Here is a 23924-nt window from a genome sequence, read left to right as displayed (position 1 = left end):
AAATGGTCGATTCAATTTTGCGCGGTATTTTCGCTTATAATGGACTGTGGGGCAACTTCAACAGCGAAAATGACTCAAAATCAACGTCAATTTCCCTGTCTATTAAAATATCAATGAAATTGGACTATAACTAAAGGAGTAGAGGGAACCGATCTGAACTATGCCTAAAAGCAAGAAAATTAACTCATTAGCTTTTCGACAAGCGAAAACAGTATTCTTAGTCTCAGTAATACTAGGGATCTGCTTTAGCTTTTACCATATCTTGGTGGATCTCCATCAGGAGCAAAAGCGCATAGAAGAACACTACCAATTCAAGCTCCTGCAAAATTACTCAAATGCTAGTCAAGCTGCCTATCACCTCAACCAGTTGTTAGCGGAACAAGTCGCTTCTAGCCTGATGATGGACAATGCTGTCTATAAGGTGCAGATTGTCGATGACTTTGGCGACACGCTAACGGAGAAAGAACGCAATGTGTCACTTCAAGGTGACTTTACAGAAGCCCTTTCTAGCTATCTGACACCAACAACTCCGATTTACACCACAGACTTGCATCAACCCAACTCCCACGTCGTGGTTGGTACACTAAGCTTCTCGGTGAATGGGGCTAACATTGCCAAAGACTTTATTGCCAAGACCAGTCAAATCCTGCTGTTTGACCTGTTCCGAAATATCCTTTTGACATCCATATTGTTGATGTTTTTCTATCAAAAGTTATCTAAGCCGCTGGTGACTTTGATTGAATGGGTGCGTTCGCTGCAAAATACTAAGAGCGATCTGCCACCGCCAACTCTATATCGAGATGATGAGCTTGGTCAGTTAGCAAAAACTTTCCACACCCTGTGGAAAGAAAGAGAGGCTGCGGCTGTGCAGCTCAATCAATTGGCTTACTACGACTCTTTAACTGGATTAGCCAATCGTAGTCTGCTGTTACAAATGCTCAAAGACTCAATCGATGAAGCGAATCAAAATAACCAAGCTGGTGCGCTTTTCTATTTAGACTTAGACAGATTTAAGACCATTAATGATTCACTCGGTCATACGATTGGTGACAACCTAATTAAGGCGATATCTAAACGTATAGAAGCTTGGCTGCAAGATGACTTCACAGCGGCTCGTATCGGTGGCGATGAGTTTGCAATCTTGCTACCTAACACTAGCGCAGACAAAGCCCATGAGTTTGCTCAGCAATTGCTCGCTCTTGTCTCTAACCCCTACTCTATCGATGATCACCAGCTCTATTGTACTGTCAGTGTCGGTATAGCAGTCTTCCCGTCTGTAGGTAGCACCAATATTGATGTGTTACGTCAAGCCGATACTGCTCTCTACCGCGCCAAAACAGCTGGACGAAACAAATACATGTTCTACGAGCCAGAGATGCAGGCTCAAGTCGAATCTTTCCTAGAAATTGAAAAAGGTCTGCACGAAGCTCTCAACCAAGGCCAGCTTGAACTCTACTATCAGCCTCAGGTAGACGACAATCACAATATCATTGGCGTTGAAGCTTTGATTCGTTGGAACCACCCACAAAAAGGGGTGCTACCTCCTGGGGTGTTTATGCCAATCGCTGAAGAGACTGGTCAAATCCTACAAATTGGTAACTGGATCATTGAGCAAGCTTGCTATCAATTTTCTCACTGGAAAAAAGAGGGGGTACTCCCAAGTACTTTCCGTAGGCTAGCAATTAACATCAGTCCATTGCAATTTTCTCAGCCGTCGTTTGTGGAGCACATTGTTGACTCTCTCGCCCAAGCAGGTATTGATGGTGAGCATATTGAGCTTGAGATTACCGAGAATCTACTGTTAGAGAATGTCGAAGCCGCGATTCAGAAAATGGCTGAGTTGAAAGAGCACAACCTAAAAACATCAATCGATGACTTCGGTACCGGATACTCTTCATTGCGTTATTTGAAACACCTGTCCGTCGACGTGCTAAAAATCGACCGTTCTTTCGTTACCCAGTTACATCTCGATGAGAGCGATCAAGCGATTGTTGATACCATCATTATGACTGCTCGTAGACTCAATTTAGAAGTGATTGCCGAAGGTGTTGAGGATGCCAATGAGCTCAATGCGCTTAAACAGCTTGGCTGTGCTCAATTCCAAGGCTACCTGTTTGATAAACCTTTACCAGCCTCAGAGCTGAATGAACGGTTTGAAAAGAACTTTTACCCAGTAGAAGGACCTTCGGTCGTCAAAGCTGTGCAAAAGTAGCCGCCTAGAAAAAAATATAACTCATGATGATCGCATCTTCTTTGCCTGACACTGTCGGGTAGTAGTTGATGCGACGATCGACTTCGTTAAAGCCGATCGATTCATAGAGACCAAAAGCACTGCTATTGCTTTCCCGCACCTCTAACCAAGCACTGTCCGCCTTATCTTGCTCGCAAATATCTAGGAAAGCTTCCATTAGCAGCTTGCCGTAGCCTTGCCCTTGCTGACTAGGACTAACAGCAACATTTAGCAAAGTGACTTCACCAACGATATTCTGGGCATAGAAATAACCCACAACTTGGTTTTCAACCACCAACACATGGTGACGCGCACCACGACTGTTTAGGTCACGAATCATGGTTTCAGACCAAGGGTGAGAGTGGGCACTTTGCTCAATACACCACACTTGATCAAGATGCTCTAATGAGAGCGGTACAATTGAAGATTGACTCATAATGGGGTCACGATTACTGATAGGAACAAATCTGTTGCCATAGGGCTCGGCGTTGTTCGTTGTTACCATCAACTTGAGTTAGTAAAGGGGAGACAAGCGCTTTAGCTTCAAGACGCTCTTGCAGATCGCATCCGGCAAACCAAATCCACTCTAGATGATGATTATCGTTATCGAGTTGGCTTAATTGCTCTGGAGTAACATGTAGAGCCTGTTCGAGTGACAACTTGATGCTTTTTAATACCCGCTCAAACATGTCTGCCGTTTTACCTTGAGGAAGTTGAGGAGAAACAAGCAGCAATTTACAGTTATCAGGCAATATCAGTTGCGGTGATTGGTAGCCCAATAACCTTTTAGGGTGTACCAGCTGATAGCACTGGATTCCCATTTCTTGTAAATACTCTTGCTGTGGCATATCAATTATCACCCCTAAAATCGTACTAATCCTACCATAACAACCCCAGTTCCAATCAAGCATTTGTCTGGGTAACGTACAATAAAAAGCGCTACCCGAAGGCAGCGCTATGAACTCAGTGATAGCTGGAATCTAGAAACTCGACTTAACGGCTTCGGCAATCTTCAGCGCAGAAGACTGAACTAGCTCCGCATCTTCACCTTCAACCATGACGCGAATTAGAGGCTCAGTACCTGATTTACGTAGCAATACGCGCCCTTTATCACCTAATTCGGCTTCCACTTCAACCACTGACGCTTTCACAGCATCCGCTTCTAATGGGTTAGAATCACCAGAAAAACGAACATTCTCTAGAACTTGCGGGTAAAGAGTCATGCCTTGCGAAAGCTCGTGGAGAGACATGTCGCTACCCACAACAGATGCCAATACTTGCAGTGCAGCGACAATGGCATCACCCGTCGTCACTTTGTCGAGTAGGATAACGTGACCTGAGTTCTCAGCACCTATTTTCCAACCTTTTTCTAGCAGTTGCTCCATAACGTAGCGGTCACCTACCGCAGCACGTACAAATGGAATGCCAAGCTGTTTTAAACCATTCTCCATACCAAGGTTGGTCATTAGCGTACCAACGACACCACCTTTTAGCTCGCCGCGACGTAGCGCATCTCGAGCAATGATGTAAGCAATTTGGTCACCATCGACTTTGTTACCTAGGTGATCGACCATAATGATACGGTCACCATCACCATCGAAAGCCAAACCAAGTTCTGCACCCTCTTCAACCACACGTTTTTGTAGAGCACGTACATCCGTAGCGCCGACTTCTGCGTTGATGTTGGTGCCGTTAGGCTCAACACCCATGGCGATCACTTCCGCACCTAGCTCGCTAAACACAGCTGGTGCAATATGGTAAGTCGCACCATGCGCGCAATCGACCACGATTTTTTTACCCGCTAGACTTAGCTCTGATGGGAAGGTGCTCTTACAAAATTCAATGTAACGGCCCGCAGCGTCGTTAAGACGGCTTGCTTTACCAAGCAGTGCCGACTCTACACACTCAATGTCTTTATCAAGCTCTGCTTCAATCGCCAGTTCGATATCATCTGGTAACTTGGTGCCTTCTGATGAGAAGAACTTAATGCCGTTATCGTAATATGGGTTGTGCGATGCTGAAATCACGATTCCCGCTTCTGCACGGAAAGTTTGCGTCAGGTATGCGACTGCCGGTGTTGGCATTGGGCCAGTAAAGGTCGCTTTTAACCCTGCAGCGGCCAAACCTGCTTCAAGAGCAGATTCAAGCATGTAACCTGAAATGCGTGTGTCCTTACCGATGATCACCTTCTTTGTGCCTTGCTTCGCCAAAACGCGACCCGCAGCCCAGCCTAGCTTAAGCACAAAATCTGGAGTAATTGGGTACTGGCCCACTTTGCCACGTACACCATCCGTACCAAAATAACGTCTCTTATCAGACATGGTTGTTCCTTTTTATCTTTCTATACTGCTCAATGATTCGCTTTGGTCATTGAGACAATTTTCATAGCATCAAGCGTTTGTTCAAAATCGTGCACGCGAATGATTTGCGCACCTTTCATAGCGGCGATTGTAGCGCATGCCACGCTCGCTGACACGCAGTCAGCCGGAGCTTTGTCGAGGAGTTTGAAGATCATAGATTTTCTCGACATCCCTGCAAGAACTGGCAGGCCAAATTGATGAAATTCTTCTAGGTGAGACAGCATCTGATAGTTGTGTTCGAGAGTTTTACCAAAGCCAAATCCAGGATCAAGTATCAGCTTTTCACGCTCGATCCCCACTTCTGCACACGCCTCAATGCGCTGCTGCAAGAACTCGCCGACTTCTTTTAGCAGATCATCATAGTGAGGGTTTGCTTGCATAGTGCGAGGCTGACCTTGCATATGCATTAAACAGATAGGTAATCCTGTTAATGCCGCCACCTCAAGCGCTCCAGGCTCTTGCAAAGCCCTCACGTCATTAATGATATCAGCGCCAGCTTCAGCTGCTTGGCGCATCACTTCCGCTTTACTGGTATCAATTGAAATCCACACGTCAGATTGTGCGCGAATCGCTTTGATAACGGGAATGGTTCGTTGAAGCTCTTCGGCCAATTCAACATCAGGAGCACCTGGGCGGGTTGACTCACCACCAATATCAATAATGGTTACACCAGAGTCAATCATACGCTGAGCTTGAGCAAGCGCATCTTCTAAGGCACGAAACTGACCACCATCAGAAAAAGAGTCAGGGGTTACATTCAATATCCCCATAACTTGTGGCTGGGATAAGTCGAGAGTTTTATTATTTGCTTTTAGGATCATAAACACAAAAACCCCGAGTTGCCTCGGGGTTTCTCTTAATCATAACAATTATTCTGAGTCTTTCTTCTCGGTGGTTTCCGCCGAGGTGCTCTCTTGAGAAGTTGCAGCGTCATCGGCTTTCGCTTCAGTGGCTGGTGCACTCTCTTCCGCTTTACCTTCTGACTTATCTTCAGGTTTCGCGTCTGATTTGTTGCTTGGGTTATCACCCCAACCAGCTGGTTCACGAATATCTGCTTTACGCTCCATCAGATCATCAATCTGACCCGCATCAATGGTTTCGTACTTCATCAATGCATCTTTCATTGCGTGCATGATATCCATGTTATCTTCAAGGATCTGTTTCGCACGAGCGTAGTTTGAGTCGATCAAGTGACGAACTTCGTCATCGATAAGCTTCGCTGTATCGTCAGACATGTGCTTAGTCTGAGTTACGCTACGGCCAAGGAACACCTCACCTTCATCTTCTGCATAAAGAAGAGGACCAAGCTTTTCCGAGAAGCCCCACTGAGTCACCATTTTACGCGCGATATCAGTTGCACGTTCGATATCGTTCGAAGCACCCGTTGATACTTTGTCTGCGCCGTAGATTAGCTCTTCAGCAAGTCGACCACCGTATAAGCTTGAAATCATTGACTCAAGATGCTGACGAGACATACTTACACGATCTTGCTCCGGTAAGTACATTGTCACACCAAGAGCACGGCCACGTGGAATGATCGATACCTTGTACACTGGATCATGTTCAGGAACTAGACGACCAACAATCGCGTGACCCGCTTCGTGATAAGCCGTTGACTCTTTAGTCTCTTCAGACATCACCATAGATCGGCGCTCTGCACCCATCATGATTTTGTCTTTTGCTAGCTCAAACTCAACCATAGAGACGTTGCGCTTGTTACCACGCGCCGCAAATAGCGCCGCTTCGTTAACAAGGTTTGCTAGGTCTGCACCTGAGAAACCTGGTGTACCACGGGCAATTAGCGATGGCTCTACATCACCGGCTAGAGGCACTTTACGCATGTGAACTTTAAGGATCTGCTCACGACCACGCACATCTGGTAGACCAACGACAACCTGACGGTCAAAACGACCTGGACGAAGTAGTGCTGGGTCTAATACGTCAGGACGGTTAGTCGCCGCGATAACGATAATACCTTCGTTACCTTCAAAGCCATCCATCTCTACTAGCATTTGGTTAAGCGTTTGCTCACGTTCATCGTGACCACCACCTACACCAGCACCACGCTGACGACCTACCGCATCAATCTCATCGATAAAGATGATACAAGGCGCCGCTTTCTTCGCTTGTTCGAACATGTCACGTACACGAGATGCACCAACACCAACAAACATTTCAACGAAGTCAGAACCAGAGATAGTAAAGAATGGTACTTTCGCTTCACCAGCAATTGCTTTTGCTAGTAGCGTTTTACCCGTACCTGGAGGACCGACCATCAGAACACCTGTTGGGATCTTACCGCCCAGTTTCTGGAAACGGCTTGGATCACGTAGGTAGTCAACCAATTCTTTTACGTCTTCTTTTGCTTCATCACAACCAGCAACGTCAGCAAAGGTTGTTTTGATTTGTTCTTCGCTCATCATACGAGCTTTGCTCTTACCGAAAGACATCGCGCCTTTACCGCCGCCGCCTTGCATTTGACGCATGAAGAAAATCCACACACCAATCAGTAAGATCATAGGGAACCAAGAAATAAAGATAGTACCTAGCAGGCTTTGCTCTTCTGGAGGAGTGCCTTGTACTTTCACATTTTGGTTAATTAAGTCATCAAGTAGCTTCTGGTCGTAGACCGGCATGTAAGTAACATAACGCGAGCCGCCGCCACGACGTGTGAATGTAATTTCACCGTCTTTAAAAGTTGCTTCCTGAATCTGGCCTTGGCCAACTTCCTGTACAAACGTGGTGTAATCCACCGCTCTGCCATTGCTCTCTCCAGGGCCAAAGCTCTGGAAAACCGACATCAATACGACAGCGATAACAAGCCACAGAATTAAATTTTTTGCCATGTCACTCAAGGTGTCAGCCTCTCGATAACTAATTGTAATTAAAGGTAGGGTACTACAGTTTATAACCTGTAGCTATAGTGTTAACTAACCCATCAAAGGGCAAATAGTTAACCTTTGTAACCAGTGGCTACAACGAAGACTTCTCGTGAGCGAGCTCGCGATGAGTCAGGTTTTCTGATTTTTACGACTTTAAAGGTGTCTCGGACTTCTTTGACAAATTGGTCAAACCCTTCGCCTTGGAAGACCTTTACAACAAAGCTACCATTAGGTGCTAGAACTTGTCGACACATATCTAAAGCCAATTCAACTAAATACATTGCGCGAGGTTGATCGACTGAATTATTGCCTGCAATGTTTGGTGCCATATCCGACATCACCACATCGACCATCGACGGTTGAATGCGATCAAGCAAAGCGTCTAAAACCGCCTCTTCACGGAAATCACCTTGTAGGAAGCTAACTCCCGCAATCGGATCCATCGGCAACAAATCACATGCAATAATTTGCCCATCCTCACCTACTATCTTAGCAGCATATTGAGACCAACCGCCGGGAGCTGCTCCTAAATCGACTACAGTCATACCAGGTTTTAGCAATTTATCCTTAGTTTGGATCTCTTCCATCTTGAAATAAGCACGCGAGCGATAGCCTTTTTTACGGGCTTCATTGGCGTATTTATCATCAAAATGTTCTTTCAACCAGCGACCTGAGCTAGCGGAATGTTTCTGTTTACTCATTTGTTACCTAATAGATAGAGGGAACAACTAACCCAATAAATTATAGTCTTCAGGGTTAGATGGCGTTAAAATGGTATTTTTCAACCCTTATATTAAAGAAAATTGGCCGCGTAATGAACCTAAGCACCAAACAAAAGCAGCATCTAAAAGGCCTAGCGCACAGTCTAAAACCTGTTGTGCTTATGGGCGCAAACGGACTAACTGAAGCTGTTCTAGCGGAAATTGAAATTGCTCTAAACCACCACGAGCTAATCAAAATCAAAGTCGCATCAGAAGATCGCGACACTAAGAACCTGATTATTGAAGCTATTGTACGTGAAACACGTGCAGAGAAAGTACAAGTAATCGGTAAAACTTTAGTTCTGTTCCGCCAATCGGAAGAACGTAAAATCGAGTTGCCACGTAAGTAATTTTACTTTCATGAGCAAGAAAAAAGGTCGCCTATGCGACCTTTTTTGATATTCAGCGTAACAAACTCGCTTAGATATACTCGACGCTGTCGATTTCAAAATCGCGATCACCACCCGGTGTAGAGATCACTACTTCGTCACCTTCCATCTTGCCGATCAGACCGCGCGCGATAGGTGAGCTTACCGAAATACGACCCGCTTTGATGTCAGCTTCATCATCACCAACAATTTGGTAGGTTTTTTCATCTTCAGTATCGCAATCGATAAGAGTCACGGTTGAGCCGAAGATAACTTTACCCGTGTTGTCCATTGTGGTTACGTCAATAACCTGCGCAACAGACAGTTTGTATTCGATATCACGAATTTGCGCTTCACAGATACCCTGCTCTTCACGAGCTGCATGGTATTCAGCGTTCTCTTTTAAATCACCAAGCTCACGCGCTTCTGCAATGGCTTCAGAAATCTGTGGGCGAAGCTTCAACAGTCTTTCAAGTTCTTCACGTAGCTTTTGTTCGCCACGCAGTGTCATTGGCACTTTTTCCATTATATACCTCATTCCAAAGCGATCTTTGGACAAAACAAAACTACCCAATCCAGTGGACTAGGTAGATGCATTAACTAATCAATTTCTTCTAGTGTAAACAAACTTGGCGTCTAAATCACTCAAATTAATCAAGCGTGATCGTGTTCACAAAACAATTTGAGTAACGGCATGAAAAATCGAGCTAATTTTTGAATCGAATCGCACCACCAAACATATTTCATCTAAAAAAAAATAAATATTGAGATATAAACCAACCTATCAACAATGAACCAAAGCAACTAAAAATCAACAACTTGATATTATTTTACATCCAATAAAACACTGTTCATAAGTTCAATTTATATCATTTTACTAACCCATCATGGAACTTTGCGTTTACAACTTAGCTGACCTAATCAGCGGGATTAGTCCCTATTGCTCAGCAACTTGTTGTTAAAGCGTTGCATATGAGCCTGGATTGATAGCGCTGATAACCAGAGGACTCACCCAACTGATGTGGAGATACTCCTCGCTATACAACTATTTATGGACAGTAAATTAGGACTAATAAGATGAACAAGACTCTGATCGCTCTAGCAGTTTCAGCTGCAGCAGTAGCTACAGGCGCAAACGCAGCAGAAATCTACAACAACGATGGTAACTCTATCGAAATGGGCGGCCGTGCTGAAGCACGTATGTCTCTAAAAGACGGCAAAGCTGAAGACAAAACACGCGTACGTCTAAACTTCCTAGGTAAAGCGCAGATCTCTGATAACCTATACGGTCTAGGTTTCTACGAAGGTGAGTTCACAACTAACGAGCAAGGCGCTAAGACTGATGTTAACGGCGGCAATGACGCTCTAACTAACCGTCTAATGTACGCTGGTCTTGGCGGTGCATTCGGTGAAGTAGCTTACGGTAAAACAGAAGGTGCACTAGGTGTAATCACTGACTTTACTGATATCATGGCTTACCACGGTAACTCTGCAGCATACAAGATTGCAGTAGCTGATCGTACAGACAACATGCTGGCTTACAAAGGTCAGTTTTCTGATCTAAGCCTAAAAGCAAGCTACCGTTTTGCAGACATCGATGATGGTAAAACTACTGGCTCGTACGAGGATAACGATGCAAACGGCTACTCACTATCGGCTATATATGCGATCGGTGAAACTGGTATTAAACTAGGTGCTGGTTACGCGGATTCTGACGAAGTAGTTAGCAGCACACTTACAGACCGTAGCGAGTACATGTTAGCAGCATCATACGAAATCAACGACTTGTACTTTGCTGGTGCTTACGTAGATGGTAAAGACAAAACTAACAGCTCAAAAACAGATAACACTGGTTACGAATTTGCTGCAAAATACACGCTAGGTCAGACTGTCCTATCTACTACATACAACAAGCTAGAAGCTAAGACATCTGGAACTAAATCAACGGCTGCTGACAACGTAGCTGTAGATGCGACTTACTACTTTAAGCCTAACTTCCGTGGTTACGCTTCTTACAACTTCAACCTACTAAAAGCTGGTGACAACAACGGCAATGTGACTAAAGCACAAGCTGAAGATGAAATCGCTCTAGGTCTACGTTACGACTTCTAATTTCCTGACATTAAGTCATGAATCTAAAACGCCTGCTCTATAGCAGGCGTTTTTTTTACCCGCTATACTGACCCTCTTAAACCGCTAACCGTGAATTCTTATGCTGCGCTTTGTTGATCGTTTTACCTCTGCTTGCTTACTCTCTCTCATAAGCGTATCTGCCTCGGCCTATGCGCCACTCAATGAACTGCCTTTAGGTAGCCGCGCAGCAATTAAAGTCGAATCTCTTCAAAGCCAAAATCAAATCCAGCAAACCGACAACCAAAGTCAGTTTTTTCCACCCGCTAGTACATTAAAAATTGTTACTGCACTTGCTGCCAAGCTAGAACTCGGTGATGAGTTTCAGTTTGCCACCAGCATTGAGAAGAGTGGCAGTGATGTTGTACTGCGTTTTAGTGGTGACCCTACTTTAACCACTCAAGATTTAAAGCAGCTTCTGAGTCAGTTGCGTAATAGTGGCACGAAAAAAATCAACGGCGACCTCTGGTTAGATAACAGCGTATTCACCGGTTATGACCGTGCAGTCGGTTGGCCGTGGGATATTCTCGGCGTTTGTTATAGCGCGCCAGCCAGCGCCATTTCGCTTGATGGTAACTGTGTTCAAGCCTCTATTTATACTCAGGAAGATGGTAAAACTCGCGTCTATGTGCCTGAACATCAACCTATTTATGTCACGACAGTGGCAAGTTCAGTGTCTAAAATCGAACAAGAGAGCTCACAGTGCGATTTAGAGTTACTTTCTTCCCCAGACAACCACTATCAACTCCAAGGGTGCTTGCAGAGTCGTAGCAAGCCACTGCCGCTAAAATTTGCAGTGCAAGACCCGGCGCTGTATACCCAGAGAATTGTCAATACCCTGCTTGCTCAGCTTAATATCGAACTAGTGGGTAGTATTCGGCTTGGCGCTCCTGAGCAGCAAGGTAAAGTTATTGCTACTCATCACTCACAAACACTGCCTAAGCTGCTTGAAACCATGCTCAGAAAGTCGGATAACCTTATTGCTGACAACCTAACCAAAACCTTGGGCGCTAAGTTCTTTATTCAGCAAGGTAGTTTTGCTAACGGTACCAAGGCAATTAAGCAGATTTTGTTTGCCCAAACTGGCATTGATATCGAGCACACCCCATTAGCAGACGGTTCTGGATTGTCGCGTAATAACCGCTTTACCAGCCAAAACATGGCTGCAGTGCTGCGCTATATTTGGCAGCACGACAGTGAACTTGGCTTGATCGCTTTAATGCCAACCTCAGGCACCAATGGAACATTGAAATATCGTCGCAGCATGCGTAAAGCGCCAGTTAAAGGTGAGCTGATTGCCAAAAGTGGTTCAGTGTATGGCAGCTATAATATGGCGGGCTATGGGTTAGATAAATCTGGTCAGCCAAGTACACTGTTTGTTCAGTTTGTGACTGACTACCACCCAGCAAAAACAAAGGGCGATGATAAACCTACCATCGCCCCAATCACCAAGTTTGAAACCTTGTTCTACAAAGATATTGTCCAGTTCAGTCAGGCAATACCTAAGAAATAGTTCACCACCGTGAAATAGATCCACATTCCTGAGATATCGACAATAGACGCTAAAACTGGGCTTACCAACACAGCAGGATCAAGTTTAAATGCACGCGCTAGGATAGGTAGCAAACCACCTAGCGTGGTTGACATCGTCACCTGGATAAACAGCGCAACCGCGATTGCAAGGGCGATGGTGTTAAGCTCAAAGCCCCCCGTACTGCTGCTATCACTAAAGAGTAAGATACGTCCAATAATCACTAAGGCAATGGCAAAAGCCAAGCAAATTGCCACTCGACTCTCTTTCCAAAACACTTCTAACCACTGGCGTTTACGCAACTCACCCGTCGCCAAGGCTCGTATCACCAAGGTCGCCGCTTGAGTACCGGTGTTACCACCAGCCGCTGCTATCACAGGCATATAGATCGCCAATAGTACCAACTGGCTCAAGGTATCTTCATATTGAGCAATAATTAGACCTGAAACTATGCCTAGTAACGCAAGGGCAATGATCCAACCGATACGTTGCTTTACATGCTCAATAACCGGTGTCTCTAGGTAACCATTCGAAGGCTCAACTTCCGAATGAATAAAACCAAGCTGGTGCGCATAATGACGTGCCAACTTTTCATGTCCTTCGAGCTCTAACGCCGATATCAATTGCTGGACATAACCCACTGAACAGTGGTGTAAAATCCCAACAGCTTCTTCTACTGACATAACCGTAAGTAAATGAACCTGCTGGGCTTGCTCGTATTGCAAAAACGCATTGCGAGCGGCACCGATCTCCTCTTGAGAAAAGTGCGGGGTGTTTTCAATGTAAGTATTGCTCATTACCGTCATGGCGAATCTCCCGATTGGCAATAGGTAACGACCATCAAATACAGCTGATATTGAATCAAAAAATAGACACGTCTATCCGTACACGAGTGCACAGAAAAGCTGCATTGGATTCTAGAATTTAGAGGAGAAAAACGTGAGGATTCACAAAGAGATGAGAAGCACTCTACCGCAATGGCAGAGGCGTGAGACGACAATACCGAAGCGGACTATTTTTCCCCTTTCATACTAGGAGGATGGTCGATATTGTTCATAAAAGTCTCCGAAAAAACTGCCGTTTTGGCAGCGCGAGGATAATACCAAAAGTTATCCACTAAAACAGCCCCAATTTGCAAAAAAGTTAGATATTTAACCTGTACCTAGAGGTATAAAAAAGCGCCTCGAAAGGCGCTGTTATCAAATCGATATTTGGTAATGGCTTGCAACTATTTGATCGTGATACGAGCAAACTTACGCTTACCAACCTGGAATACGTAAGTCCCTGCTTCAGGAGCAAACTTAGAGTCTGCTACCTTCTCGCCATCAATCTTAGCCGCGCCTTGCTTAACCATACGCATCGCTTCTGAAGTAGAGGCACATAGACCCGCTTCTTTAAGAATATTGCTTACCGGTAGGCCTGCATCAAAAGCAAATTCTGGCATTTCATCAGGAATTTGGTTCTTAGCAAAACGGTTTACAAACTCTTGCTCCGCTGCGTCAGCATCTGCCTGAGAGTGGAAGCGTGCAATGATCTCTTTCGCTAGAGCCACTTTTACATCACGTGGGTTTTGACCCGCTTCTACATCTGCTTTTAGTTGAGCAACTTCGTCAAGTGGACGGAATGAAAGCAAGTCGTAGTAGTTCCACATTAGGTCATCAGAGATAGACATGATCTTACCAAACATTTCGCTTGGCGCTTCACTGATACCAATGTAGTTGTTGGCCGACTTAGACATCTTCTTCTCGCCGTCTAGACCAACAAGAAGTGGCATCATTAGTACAACCTGTGGCTTCTGACCGTTCGATTTTTGCAGTTCGCGTCCCATCAGTAGGTTGAACTTCTGGTCAGTACCACCTAGCTCAACGTCAGTTTCCATCGCGACTGAATCGTAACCTTGTAGCAGTGGGTACATGAACTCATGAATAGCGATAGGCTGACCACCAGCATAACGCTTCTTAAAGTCATCACGCTCTAGCATACGTGCTACGGTTTGGTTAGCAGCAAGGCGAATCATGCCTTCAGCACCCAGCTCAGACAACCACTCAGAGTTAAACTGAATTTTCGTCTTAGCTGGATCTAGAATCTTAAATACCTGCTCTTTGTAGGTTTCAGCGTTGCGCAGTACATCTTCACGACTTAGTGGCGGACGAGTGTTGTTCTTACCCGTAGGGTCACCAACCATGGCAGTAAAATCACCGATAAGGAAGGTAACGTCGTGGCCTAGCTCCTGAAATGCACGCAGCTTGTTGAAAATCACTGTATGACCAAGGTGAATATCCGGTGCAGTAGGATCGGCACCTAACTTAATACGAAGAGGACGACCCTCTTTCAACTTAGCAATCAGTTCTTCTTCTGGAATCAGTTCTTCAACACCGCGCTTAATCTCGGCTAGTGCAGCTTCAATGCTCGCCATTCTTGTTCACTCCCACAGATTTGGCAAAAATTTGTTAGTTGGTCATCTTACTTGAATAGCGATGCTTTTTGAAACCAGTTAGACTAAACAGCTGAGCTTTTTTACTGAATTTTTTAGAACGGACATAAGATGTTGTCTCTTTTCGCTCGATTGCCATGGATTCACCGAGCCCTTATCGCCTTATTTAGCGCTTTTATCGTCATTGCTTTGTTTCTGCCAGCGCCGAAAGATCTCCGTCAAGAGGAGAGCAATTATCAAGTAGGTAAAGCCTACCCGCTAGCCATTGATCTTGAGCAGCTCGCTTTGCAAGAGTCAGTACCAAAATTAGCAGTGCTGCGATGGGAAAAACATACCATAGGCTCTGGTGACAGTATGGCGCTCCTTTTTCAGCGTGCAGGGCTTTCTTCTCGCCTGCTGTATCAACTGACTTCAACCAATAAAGATATTGAAAGGCAGTTAACCCGAGTTCGACCGGGTGATTCATTCCAGCTAGGCTTCGATGCTGACAACCAACTGATTCAGCTCAAACGCGTCATTAGCCCTTATGAGACCTTTCTTGTCACCAAATCAGAGACTGGCTACACCTCAACGATTGATAAAAAACAGGTCCACTATCAGTACAACTATGCTGAAGCTGATATCACTTCAAACTTCTGGAACGCGGGCGTCAATGCAGGTCTAACACCAAACCAGATCATGGAGCTTGCGGGCATCTTTGGTTGGGATATCGACTTTGCTTTAGATATTCGTGGCGGAGATAACTTTAAGATTCTTTATCAAGAGAAAGTCGTAGAGGGTGAAGTTGTTGGCCGAGGAAAGATCATTGCCGCCATCTTCAAAAACCAAGGAGATACCTTTAAAGCTATTCTCGACGACAAAACTGGCAACTATTATGACGAAAATGGTCGTGCAATGAAGAAAGCCTTCTTGCGCTCTCCGCTCGATTTCCGTCGCGTTAGTTCAAACTTCAACCCAACCCGTCGCCATCCCGTAACAGGGAAAGTCCGCGCACACCGCGGCACTGACTATGCTGCGCCAGTTGGAACACCAATATGGGCTGCCGGCGACGGTACGGTTATAAAATCAAGCTATAACAAGTTCAATGGTAACTATGTGTTTATCAAACACAGCAATACCTATATTACTAAGTACCTCCACTTGCAGCGTCGTAAAGTCAAAACAGGGCAACGAGTAAAACAAGGACAAACGATAGGTACGCTAGGTGGAACAGGACGCGTCACTGGCCCTCACCTACACTATGAGTTCTTAGTAAACGGGGTACATAAAAACCCAAGAACGGTTAAGCTACCGCAATCTAAGTCGCTGACAGGCAAAGCGAAAACCACGTATATTGCCAACGCAAAATTAAGGCTAGAGAAGTTAGAGCGTTACGGAGAGTTGCTCGCTACTCCATAAAAGCCAAAGACCCGCATGATGCGGGTCTTTGTTTTTTGCTGGTATTTCTACTCTGCTTCGATGACTAGGTTGGCCTGCTCTTCCACTTTATGCACTCTACCGAGCATCAGCAGACAAGGTGTCAGTACTAAGGTCAACACAGTAGCAAAGGCTAATCCACCCGCTACCGCTGTCGCCAATTGCGACCACCACTGGGTGCTTGGCGCGCCAAATTCGATCTTCTGATTGATGAGATCGATGTTCATTTCAAGCACCATAGGCAGCAAACCAAGTATAGTCGTCACCGTGGTTAATAACACAGGTCTTAAACGCTGCACACCCGTACGTAATATTGCTTCGCGTTTATCGAGGCCGCGCTTAAGCAGCTGATTGTAGGTATCAATTAACACGATATTGTTGTTAACCACTATCCCTGCGAGAGCAATAACACCAATACCTGACATGATGATGCCAAATGGTTTTTGGAATACGAGCAAGCCGACAAATACCCCCACTGTAGAAAACAGCACGGCACTTAGAATCAGAAATGCCTGATAGAAGCTATTGAACTGAGTAATCAAAATCAGCGCCATCACTACCAAGGCGACCAAGAAAGCATTTTGTAGGAAAGCAGAAGAGTTTTCCTGCTCTTCATTCTGACCACGAATCTTAAACTCAACACTCGAAGGGAGATCAAGCTTGGAAACTGCCTCATTGATCTTTGGCAACTCCAATGCGAGGTTATAGCCCTCTTTCATATCAGCCATAATGTTGATAACGCGATGTCCGTCGATACGACGAATCGTATCTTGCTTATGCTCAGGAACGATATTGGCAAAATTAGTAATCGGCACAAGACCTGCGGCAGTTTTGACTCGCAATTGATCAAAGCGGCCAATATCGCGTTTCTCTTCCGGATAACGCACCAAAATATCGACTTCTTCAGTGGCGTCATCGGGTAGATAGTCACCAATTTTTAAGCCGTTAGTGACGAACTGAACTGTATTACCAACTAACGTGGCGTCCGCAGCAAAGCGCGAAGCATCATCACGACGAATATCGATTTGCCAGTCGATCCCCTCTTTACTTGAGGTATCACTCAGGTTAGTAAAGGCAGGGTAGTTATCTGCCCATTGCCTCACTAGCTTTGCGGCGCCATCGAGTTGATCAGGAATCCGCGCTGACATTTCAATCACTAGGTCATGCTCAACGGGTGGGCCTGCATCCGGGAACTTGTACTCAATTTCCACCCCTGCATATTGATCCGTTTGCTGCTTGAGCTCTTCGATGATCTGTTTGACTTTACGGCGATATTGCCAATCCACTGGCGTAATTTGGATTTGTCCAATTTCGTCGTCGCCACCTGTTTTGGTGTAGACACTTTCAAACTCATCATGCCCAAGCATCACCGCCTCAATGTCACGCATGATGACGTCTTTCTCATCAAGGGAAAGATCGCCATAAGAGCGCACTTTAACGGTAAAGAAAGGAGGATCGACTTCAGGGAAGAACTCAGCGCCTAAGCCCGCTTTGGCGTAGGTAAAGCCCACCGCAATGGCTAACAGAATTGCACTCAACAAAATCTTAAGTGGATGGCGAATCGCGATATCTAAGGTATGAAAATAGAGCTTAGTAATACCGGTCGCTTTAGAGAAATCACCGTCATGCAAGGCAACCATTTTTTCACGCTGCGCTTTAGTTACGTGTTGTGGTCGACCAATTAAGCTCCCTAGTACAGGAACGAGCAATAACGCCATTGCCAGTGATGCGGTTAACGTTGCGATCAACGTAAGCGGCAAGTACTTCATGAACTCACCAGTCACATCAGGCCAGAAAAGCAATGGTGCAAACGCCGCTAGAGTCGTCGCCGTTGACGCAGTAATTGGCCACGCCATACGTTTCGCCGCATCTCGATACGCCTCACGACGTGGCGTCCCCTCTTGCATGCGCCTGTCGGCAAACTCAGTCACTACAATGGCACCATCCACCAGCATACCCACGGCCATAATCAGCGAGAACAACACCACGATGTTAACCGTTAAACCAAATACGGACAGAACTAACAGGCCCGTCAGGAAAGAGCCAGGTATCGACACCCCAACCAAGAAAGCGGTTCGAACACCTAATATCGCGATGATGACGATAACAACTAAAATGATCGCCGACAGGATGTTATTTTGTAGATCGTTAAGCATCATCTTAACGTCTTTGGATTGATCCCAAGTGTACTTAACTAACAGATTATTCGGCCAGTCAGGGCGTTTTTGCGCCTCTTCCAAAACCGCTTTTATTAACGCAACGGTTTCGATGATGTTCTCGCCCGCACGCTTTTTCACATCAAGCACCACCGCCGATTTACCATCGAGTCTGGCGTAGCTCTCTGGATCTCGGAAAGCTCGACGAACAGTCGCAACATCACCAAAAGTGATCACTTGCTTACCGTCTACCTTGACTGGCAGTTCAAGCACGTCCTTTAAGGAATCAAACACTGACGGCACTTTCACTGAAAATCGCCCATAACCAGTATCAACAAAGCCTGCCGCAACCACTTTGTTGTTCAAGGCAATCAGATTATAGATATCTCCTTGATCAAGCCCATAGCTTTCCATTAAAAGCGGATCAACCACGATCTCGACAATATCTTCACGATCACCAGCAATATCCACCTCAAGGATCTGACGATAGCTCTCAAGCTTATCTCTTAGTTGGCGCGCAATCTGAACAATAGTACGCTCTGGCACCGTACCATAAAGCACGATAGATAAAGCCGGCTCTTCTGACGCCAAAGTCACTTCATTAACAGTGGGTTCATCACTATCACTGGGCAACTTAGGTTTGGCGAGATCAACAGCTTCACGTACATCTGCCATCGCTTTGTTGAGATCGACACCGACACTAAATTCTAGCATCACAGAGGCATGCCCCTCAGATGCAGTAGAGGTCATCTCTTTGACCCCTTCAATCGATCTTAGCTCTTGCTCGATTGGACGTACTAGCAGTCTTTCTGCATCTGATGGCGAAATACCTTGGTGCCCAACCGATACATAAATAATAGGGATGGTTATATCTGGACTCGATTCTTTGGGAATCGTCACGTAAGTCGCAGCGCCAGCAAAAAGAATAAACACCAACAACACCATCATGGTGCGTGTGCGAGAAAGCGCAGCATCAATCAATGCAAACATAATCGCGCCTCCTAATCTTGCTGTTCTACAGCGATGACTTGATCGCCATCGCGAACGAAGCCCTGCCCGGTAGTGACGATATCAACACTCTCGCCCAATCCTGTTAGCCACACTCCATCTTGTTCAGCTTTAACTAGGTTGATAGGAACAAACTTAATACGATCTGCGACTAGAGTTTTAACCCCTAGATTACCGGCTTCATCTAAAGCGAGCATGGCTGGCGTCACCTTGATAGCAAGTTGATCTTGCAAGTTCAGTGTCACTTCAGTACTGATACCAGCAGGGATTCTCTGCTTAGGATTAGGCAGCTCGATTTCTATCGGAAAGGTGTTGGTCGAGTCAGACGAAACGCGCGAAATATAGCGAACTTTGCCTTGTGCCTGTTGGCCATTAATAAAGCGAACTTGCGCTTGTTGGCCTAAAACCAGATCCTGAATATGTCGCTCGCTGACATCGGCTTCAATCACAATCATACTCAAGTCAAGCAAGCTTGCGACTGGATCGCCAACACCGACAAAATCCCCTTTTTCAATAAACAGATGATCAACAAATCCAGCAAAGGGCGCGGTCACCGAGGTGTTACGCAAAGCAATTTTAGCATTGCTTACCATAGCTTTAGCTTCAACCAATCCCGCCTGAGCATTGGTGAAGGCAACCTCACCCTGTAAGCCTTTACTTTGCAGTGACTTGGCCGCTTTAAACTCTTTCTCTTTCACCTTAAGCATGGCTTGTGCGCGCTCAAGCTGAATCTCAAGATCGCCTTTATCAATCAACGCAATCACTTGCCCTTGTTTAACACTGTCCCCTTTGGAAACTTTAAGCTGAGTAATTTTACCTGCGATCTCAGCGCCTAGTTTTGCTTGCTTATTGGGAGCGGTCCGTCCATAGAGATCGATGCTTTTATGGGTGGGGTTGGCGACAAACGAAGTGAAAGCGACTTTAGCTAAAGGGATCTCCAGTTCGTTATGTTGCGGTGTCGAGTCTTCGGCATTCAACATACCAACGCCAAGCCAGAGCGTAAGTACAGTGACTAAAAAAAGAGATACAAGATAAGGTCTGGTCGCGATAAAACGCAACGGAGAGATACTAGCCATAACTATCCTTAGTAATTCTATATCGCATCCTAATTCAACCGTAACAACCTAGGTAACGGTGACTAGGTAAGCCTTAGATATAGGGGCTCACGATATTCATTCGTGAGAAGTATTATTCAGGATATAAATTAACCAAACAAAAATAAAATACAGTTGGACAGTATTTTAGAGTAGGTCTCAGTTTCTGGAATCTGAGAGGCAGATAAAACAAAGGCTGCAATCAATGCAGCCTTTGACAAAAACAGTCAGTGGTTAAACACTAAAAGATGCACCACAGCCACAGGTAGTGGTCGCATTCGGGTTGTTCACGAAGAAGCGCGAGCCTTCAAGGCCTTCTGTGTAGTCGACTTGTCCACCCACTAGGTACTGGAGGCTCATAGGGTCAACCACCAAGGTAACGCCACTGTTTACAATCGTGGTATCACCTTCATTGACACTTTCGTCAAACGTAAATCCGTATTGGAAGCCGCTACAACCGCCGCCCGTGATGTAAACACGTAGCTTTAGGTTTGGATTCTCTTCTTCAGCAATTAAAGCACCTACTCGCTGAGCCGCTGCATCTGAAAATGTTAATGGGATATTTACTTCGCTCACGATGACCTCTCTCAGTCTTCTGCATCCAGACTGCACTCACCATCTGGAACTTATCTTTTAATATTGCAGTGATTATCTAATACCTGAGTGAAGCGTTCAAGTATTCACCACTTTTCAAGCCAATTTTTACACTATTTGAGGTTTATTTGCTGTCAAAGTATTCAGAATGTGGCGCAAAGCGTTTTATTGAATCAAGCAGGGCAGGTACAATGCGAGCCAAATTGGTCCGAGCAATCAAAAGAGGATATCCCATGACCAAATCAGCTGATCTATTTCAAAAAGCACAGCAAACCATTCCTGGCGGCGTAAACTCTCCAGTACGTGCTTTTAACGGCGTTGGTGGCGCGCCAATCTTCGTAGAACGTGCCGACGGCCCATTGATTTTTGATGCTGATGGTAAAGCTTACATCGACTACGTGGGCTCTTGGGGGCCAATGATTCTTGGTCATAACCACGCAGTCATCCGGGAAGCTGTTATTGATGCAGCACAGCGTGGTCTAAGCTTTGGCGCTCCGACTGAAATGGAAATTGCTATGGCTGAGCTTGTGTCAGAACTTGTCCCATCGATGGAACAAGTGCGCATGGTAAGTTCAGGTACAGAAGCGACAATGAGTGCGATTCGCCTAGCGCGTGGCTACACTGGCCGCGACAAGATTATGAAATTTGAAGGTTGTTACCACGGTCATGCAGACAGCCTATTGGTTAAAGCTGGCTCAGGAGCACTGACTCTAGGTCAACCTAGCTCGCCAGGTGTTCCTGCTGATTTTGCTAAGCACACGCTAACCGCAACATTTAACGACCTAGATTCAGTACGTGAACTGTTTGCAGCAAATAAAGGTGAGATCGCTTGTATCATCGTAGAGCCAGTAGCAGGCAACATGAACTGTATTCCGCCAGTAGAAGGCTTCCACGAAGGGCTTCGTCAAATCTGTGATGAAGAAGGCGCACTGTTAATCTTTGATGAAGTAATGACAGGATTCCGAGTTGCTCTAGGCGGCGCACAAGGCTACTACAACATCAAGCCAGACCTTACAACTCTAGGTAAAGTTATTGGTGGCGGTATGCCAGTTGGCGCATTCGGTGGTCGTAAAGAAGTTATGCAACATATCGCACCAACAGGCCCTGTTTACCAAGCGGGAACGCTTTCTGGTAACCCAGTGGCAATGGCTGCAGGCTTTGCATGTTTGGACCTGTTAAAAGAAGAAGGCAATGAAAAACGCTTAGCTTCAAAAACCAAGCAACTTGCAGAAGGCTTTAAAGCACTGGCTGACAACCACAACATTCCATTAGTGGTTAACCAAGTTGGCGGTATGTTTGGCTTCTTCTTCACTGACCAAGAAAGCATTACCCGCTACGAAGATGTGACCAAATGTGATATCGAACGCTTCAAACGCTTCTTCCACCTAATGCTAGACCACGGTGTTTACCTTGCTCCATCAGCATTCGAAGCGAGCTTCACGTCACTCGCTCACGGTAGCAAAGAGATCGAAGCGACCCTAGAAGCGGCTGACCGTTGTTTCGCAATTATTGCTGAAGAAGCATAATCATAGCTCTTATTACTGATTGAAGGCTGCTAGGTGCAGCCTTTTTTATTGCCAGTTAACGACCACTAACACCGCCAAACCTAACAACATCAGAGCAAACCAAGGTATTTTACGCTTAGGCTCGCTCTTACTATCGCAACATTTCTCTTTCTCACAACAGCCCATACTCTTTCCACTCCGCGAATAACATTTTGATTTTGCGTTGAACACTCAGACATTTACCGCCATTATACTGATACAGTATCGAAATCTTGGATAAGAAAAGTGTCAGATAAAGTCAAATTAACTTCCAGCCATTGGGTATTGATTGTTGCCTTACTTGCTGCTGGGCTTGCGTGCTTTTTGTTAGTTGAGCCTTACATCAACTCAATTGTCATGGCATTTATCATCTCACTACTGATGTTTCCTATTCATGAGTGGATAGAAAAACGCATGCCAAAGCACACCAACTTGGCATCCCTACTCTCATGTATAGTACTCACCTTTATCATCGTTTTTCCGCTGTTGTTTGTGTTTGCAGCCATTGTTCAGCAAGGCTCGGCTTTTTCACAAAATGTCTATCAGTGGGTAACCCATGGCGGTATTCAAACGATTTTCGAACATCCTTGGGTGGTGAATGGACTGTCGTTAGTCAATACTTACTTACCGTTTGATACTATTAGCCCTCAAGAAATTGCCCAAAAGGTAGCGCAATTTGCTACTTCTTTTGGCAGTAACCTTGTTGGTATCAGCGCAAAAATCTTAGGCGATGCGACCAACTTCTTAATGGATTTCTTCTTGATGTTGTTCGTGTTGTTTTTCTTACTCCGCGACCACGACAAGATCATCAGTGCGATTCGACACATTTTACCGCTGTCACGTAGCCAAGAAGACAAGCTACTGGATGAAGTGGAACAGGTAGCTAAATCTGCCGTGATGGGCTCATTCTTAACAGCCATTGCGCAAGGCTTTGCGGGTGGTATTGGTATGTGGCTTGCTGGATTCCCGGGCTTATTCTGGGGCACCATGATGGGCTTTGCTTCCTTTATCCCTGTAGTAGGAACAGCACTAATCTGGATTCCTGCCGCGATTTACTTGTTCTTAATCGGTGATACCACATGGGCGATTTTCTTAACGGTTTGGAGCGTCGCGATCGTTGGCTCGATCGATAACTTGCTGCGTCCACTACTAATGCAAGGCAGCGCGGGAATGAATACGTTGATGATCTTCTTCTCACTGCTTGGTGGTCTACATCTGTTTGGTTTAATTGGCTTGATCTACGGTCCAATCATCTTTGCCGTCACCATGGTGTTGTTCAATATCTATGAAGAAGAGTTCCAAGGTTTCCTTGATCAACAAGATCGCAGTTAGCGTTTACGTTAAGCGCTGTTGAGCGAGTTTATCACTTCAAGATGAGGGAGGATTATGCGAAAATCCTCCCTCATTTTTTTATAC

At 45.4% G+C, this 23924-nt stretch carries 19 protein-coding genes; 7 read left to right on the top strand and 12 right to left on the bottom strand.

Annotated elements, in window-relative coordinates; translation table 11 throughout:
• Nucleotides 1-160 precede the first annotated feature (160 nt).
• Nucleotides 161-2212 carry a putative bifunctional diguanylate cyclase/phosphodiesterase gene (locus AC6R16_RS20640; RefSeq protein WP_500675580.1) on the top strand — a complete coding sequence of 684 codons (2052 nt, stop codon included), beginning with the start codon at nucleotides 161-163 and terminating at the stop codon, nucleotides 2210-2212.
• Between the two features lie 4 nt (nucleotides 2213-2216).
• Here the strand turns inward: AC6R16_RS20640 and rimI are convergent, their stop codons facing one another.
• The 6 genes from rimI to rlmE form a co-directional block, all read right to left on the bottom strand.
• On the bottom strand, nucleotides 2217-2666 hold the full coding sequence (gene rimI / locus AC6R16_RS20635; RefSeq protein ID WP_500675579.1) for a ribosomal protein S18-alanine N-acetyltransferase: 450 nt from the start codon (nucleotides 2664-2666) through the stop codon (nucleotides 2217-2219).
• A 13-nt stretch (nucleotides 2667-2679) separates the two neighbouring features.
• The gene (locus tag AC6R16_RS20630) at nucleotides 2680-3084 is read right to left on the bottom strand and encodes a DNA polymerase III subunit psi (RefSeq protein WP_500675608.1); all 405 of its coding nucleotides are present in this window, start codon (nucleotides 3082-3084) and stop codon (nucleotides 2680-2682) included.
• A 126-nt stretch (nucleotides 3085-3210) separates the two neighbouring features.
• The gene (gene glmM, locus AC6R16_RS20625) at nucleotides 3211-4551 is read right to left on the bottom strand and encodes a phosphoglucosamine mutase (protein ID WP_500639265.1); all 1341 of its coding nucleotides are present in this window, start codon (nucleotides 4549-4551) and stop codon (nucleotides 3211-3213) included.
• Between the two features lie 29 nt (nucleotides 4552-4580).
• Nucleotides 4581-5411 carry a dihydropteroate synthase gene (gene folP, locus AC6R16_RS20620; RefSeq protein WP_500675607.1) on the bottom strand — a complete coding sequence of 277 codons (831 nt, stop codon included), beginning with the start codon at nucleotides 5409-5411 and terminating at the stop codon, nucleotides 4581-4583.
• A 48-nt stretch (nucleotides 5412-5459) separates the two neighbouring features.
• Nucleotides 5460-7436 (bottom strand): ATP-dependent zinc metalloprotease FtsH, encoded by a 1977-nt coding sequence (gene ftsH / locus AC6R16_RS20615; RefSeq protein ID WP_004742664.1) that lies wholly within the window; start codon nucleotides 7434-7436, stop codon nucleotides 5460-5462.
• A gap of 107 nt (nucleotides 7437-7543) precedes the next feature.
• Nucleotides 7544-8173: a 23S rRNA (uridine(2552)-2'-O)-methyltransferase RlmE gene (gene rlmE, locus AC6R16_RS20610; RefSeq protein ID WP_004742663.1), complete on the bottom strand. Its 630-nt coding sequence runs from the start codon at nucleotides 8171-8173 to the stop codon at nucleotides 7544-7546.
• 113 nt (nucleotides 8174-8286) lie between these two features.
• Here rlmE and yhbY point away from each other — a divergent pair, with 113 nt between their 5' ends.
• Nucleotides 8287-8583, top strand: coding sequence for a ribosome assembly RNA-binding protein YhbY (yhbY, locus tag AC6R16_RS20605; RefSeq protein ID WP_004742662.1), 297 nt, complete (start codon nucleotides 8287-8289; stop codon nucleotides 8581-8583).
• Nucleotides 8584-8653: 70 nt separating this feature from the next.
• Here yhbY and greA read toward each other — a convergent pair whose 3' ends face one another.
• Entirely contained in the window at nucleotides 8654-9127 is a 474-nt protein-coding gene (gene greA, locus AC6R16_RS20600) for a transcription elongation factor GreA (protein WP_239850682.1), read from the bottom strand.
• A gap of 551 nt (nucleotides 9128-9678) precedes the next feature.
• Between greA and AC6R16_RS20595 the strand changes: the two genes are divergently transcribed.
• Nucleotides 9679-10713, top strand: coding sequence for a porin (locus tag AC6R16_RS20595; RefSeq protein WP_500675578.1), 1035 nt, complete (start codon nucleotides 9679-9681; stop codon nucleotides 10711-10713).
• A gap of 100 nt (nucleotides 10714-10813) precedes the next feature.
• The gene (gene dacB, locus AC6R16_RS20590) at nucleotides 10814-12244 is read left to right on the top strand and encodes a serine-type D-Ala-D-Ala carboxypeptidase (protein WP_500675577.1); all 1431 of its coding nucleotides are present in this window, start codon (nucleotides 10814-10816) and stop codon (nucleotides 12242-12244) included.
• Here dacB and AC6R16_RS20585 read toward each other — a convergent pair.
• Nucleotides 12223-13068: a magnesium transporter gene (locus tag AC6R16_RS20585; RefSeq protein ID WP_500675576.1), complete on the bottom strand. Its 846-nt coding sequence runs from the start codon at nucleotides 13066-13068 to the stop codon at nucleotides 12223-12225. The genes dacB and AC6R16_RS20585 overlap by 22 nt on opposite strands.
• A 422-nt stretch (nucleotides 13069-13490) precedes the next feature.
• Nucleotides 13491-14678: a tyrosine--tRNA ligase gene (gene tyrS, locus AC6R16_RS20580; RefSeq protein WP_171801107.1), complete on the bottom strand. Its 1188-nt coding sequence runs from the start codon at nucleotides 14676-14678 to the stop codon at nucleotides 13491-13493.
• A gap of 129 nt (nucleotides 14679-14807) precedes the next feature.
• On the opposite strand from tyrS, the gene shyC reads away from it, so the two are divergent.
• Nucleotides 14808-16094: a peptidoglycan DD-endopeptidase ShyC gene (gene shyC / locus AC6R16_RS20575; protein WP_500675575.1), complete on the top strand. Its 1287-nt coding sequence runs from the start codon at nucleotides 14808-14810 to the stop codon at nucleotides 16092-16094.
• A gap of 47 nt (nucleotides 16095-16141) precedes the next feature.
• Here shyC and AC6R16_RS20570 read toward each other — a convergent pair whose 3' ends face one another.
• From AC6R16_RS20570 to erpA, 3 genes are all read right to left on the bottom strand, one after another.
• Nucleotides 16142-19258, bottom strand: a complete 3117-nt coding sequence (locus tag AC6R16_RS20570) for an efflux RND transporter permease subunit (protein WP_500675574.1) — start codon at nucleotides 19256-19258, stop codon at nucleotides 16142-16144.
• 11 nt (nucleotides 19259-19269) lie between these two features.
• Entirely contained in the window at nucleotides 19270-20352 is a 1083-nt protein-coding gene (locus tag AC6R16_RS20565) for an efflux RND transporter periplasmic adaptor subunit (RefSeq protein WP_494505546.1), read from the bottom strand.
• 252 nt (nucleotides 20353-20604) lie between these two features.
• Nucleotides 20605-20946: an iron-sulfur cluster insertion protein ErpA gene (gene erpA / locus AC6R16_RS20560; RefSeq protein ID WP_004742653.1), complete on the bottom strand. Its 342-nt coding sequence runs from the start codon at nucleotides 20944-20946 to the stop codon at nucleotides 20605-20607.
• A gap of 251 nt (nucleotides 20947-21197) precedes the next feature.
• On the opposite strand from erpA, the gene hemL reads away from it, so the two are divergent.
• Both hemL and AC6R16_RS20550 read left to right on the top strand, forming a co-directional pair.
• Complete coding sequence (gene hemL / locus AC6R16_RS20555; protein ID WP_500675573.1) at nucleotides 21198-22490, top strand: glutamate-1-semialdehyde 2,1-aminomutase; 1293 nt, start codon at nucleotides 21198-21200, stop codon at nucleotides 22488-22490.
• A 264-nt stretch (nucleotides 22491-22754) separates the two neighbouring features.
• Complete coding sequence (locus tag AC6R16_RS20550; protein ID WP_500639259.1) at nucleotides 22755-23840, top strand: AI-2E family transporter; 1086 nt, start codon at nucleotides 22755-22757, stop codon at nucleotides 23838-23840.
• The last annotated feature ends 84 nt before the right edge of the window (nucleotides 23841-23924 follow it).

This window comes from Vibrio sp. R10-SG3-ISO10 (assembly GCF_059834185.1).
Note: the sequence above shows the minus strand (reverse complement) of the source record. Positions and strands in the feature narration are given on the sequence as shown.

Bases quoted from the DNA above. Each gene is read 5' to 3' on its own strand.
- AC6R16_RS20640 (WP_500675580.1), top strand. From the start codon at position 161: ATGCCTAAAAGCAAGAAAATTAACTCATTAGCTTTTCGACAAGCGAAA.
- rimI (WP_500675579.1), bottom strand. From the start codon at position 2,666: ATGAGTCAATCTTCAATTGTACCGCTCTCATTAGAGCATCTTGATCAA.
- glmM (WP_500639265.1), bottom strand. From the start codon at position 4,551: ATGTCTGATAAGAGACGTTATTTTGGTACGGATGGTGTACGTGGCAAA.
- folP (WP_500675607.1), bottom strand. From the start codon at position 5,411: ATGATCCTAAAAGCAAATAATAAAACTCTCGACTTATCCCAGCCACAA.
- ftsH (WP_004742664.1), bottom strand. From the start codon at position 7,436: ATGGCAAAAAATTTAATTCTGTGGCTTGTTATCGCTGTCGTATTGATG.
- rlmE (WP_004742663.1), bottom strand. From the start codon at position 8,173: ATGAGTAAACAGAAACATTCCGCTAGCTCAGGTCGCTGGTTGAAAGAA.
- yhbY (WP_004742662.1), top strand. From the start codon at position 8,287: ATGAACCTAAGCACCAAACAAAAGCAGCATCTAAAAGGCCTAGCGCAC.
- greA (WP_239850682.1), bottom strand. From the start codon at position 9,127: ATGGAAAAAGTGCCAATGACACTGCGTGGCGAACAAAAGCTACGTGAA.
- AC6R16_RS20595 (WP_500675578.1), top strand. From the start codon at position 9,679: ATGAACAAGACTCTGATCGCTCTAGCAGTTTCAGCTGCAGCAGTAGCT.
- dacB (WP_500675577.1), top strand. From the start codon at position 10,814: ATGCTGCGCTTTGTTGATCGTTTTACCTCTGCTTGCTTACTCTCTCTC.
- AC6R16_RS20585 (WP_500675576.1), bottom strand. From the start codon at position 13,068: ATGACGGTAATGAGCAATACTTACATTGAAAACACCCCGCACTTTTCT.
- tyrS (WP_171801107.1), bottom strand. From the start codon at position 14,678: ATGGCGAGCATTGAAGCTGCACTAGCCGAGATTAAGCGCGGTGTTGAA.
- shyC (WP_500675575.1), top strand. From the start codon at position 14,808: ATGTTGTCTCTTTTCGCTCGATTGCCATGGATTCACCGAGCCCTTATC.
- AC6R16_RS20570 (WP_500675574.1), bottom strand. From the start codon at position 19,258: ATGTTTGCATTGATTGATGCTGCGCTTTCTCGCACACGCACCATGATG.
- AC6R16_RS20565 (WP_494505546.1), bottom strand. From the start codon at position 20,352: ATGGCTAGTATCTCTCCGTTGCGTTTTATCGCGACCAGACCTTATCTT.
- hemL (WP_500675573.1), top strand. From the start codon at position 21,198: ATGACCAAATCAGCTGATCTATTTCAAAAAGCACAGCAAACCATTCCT.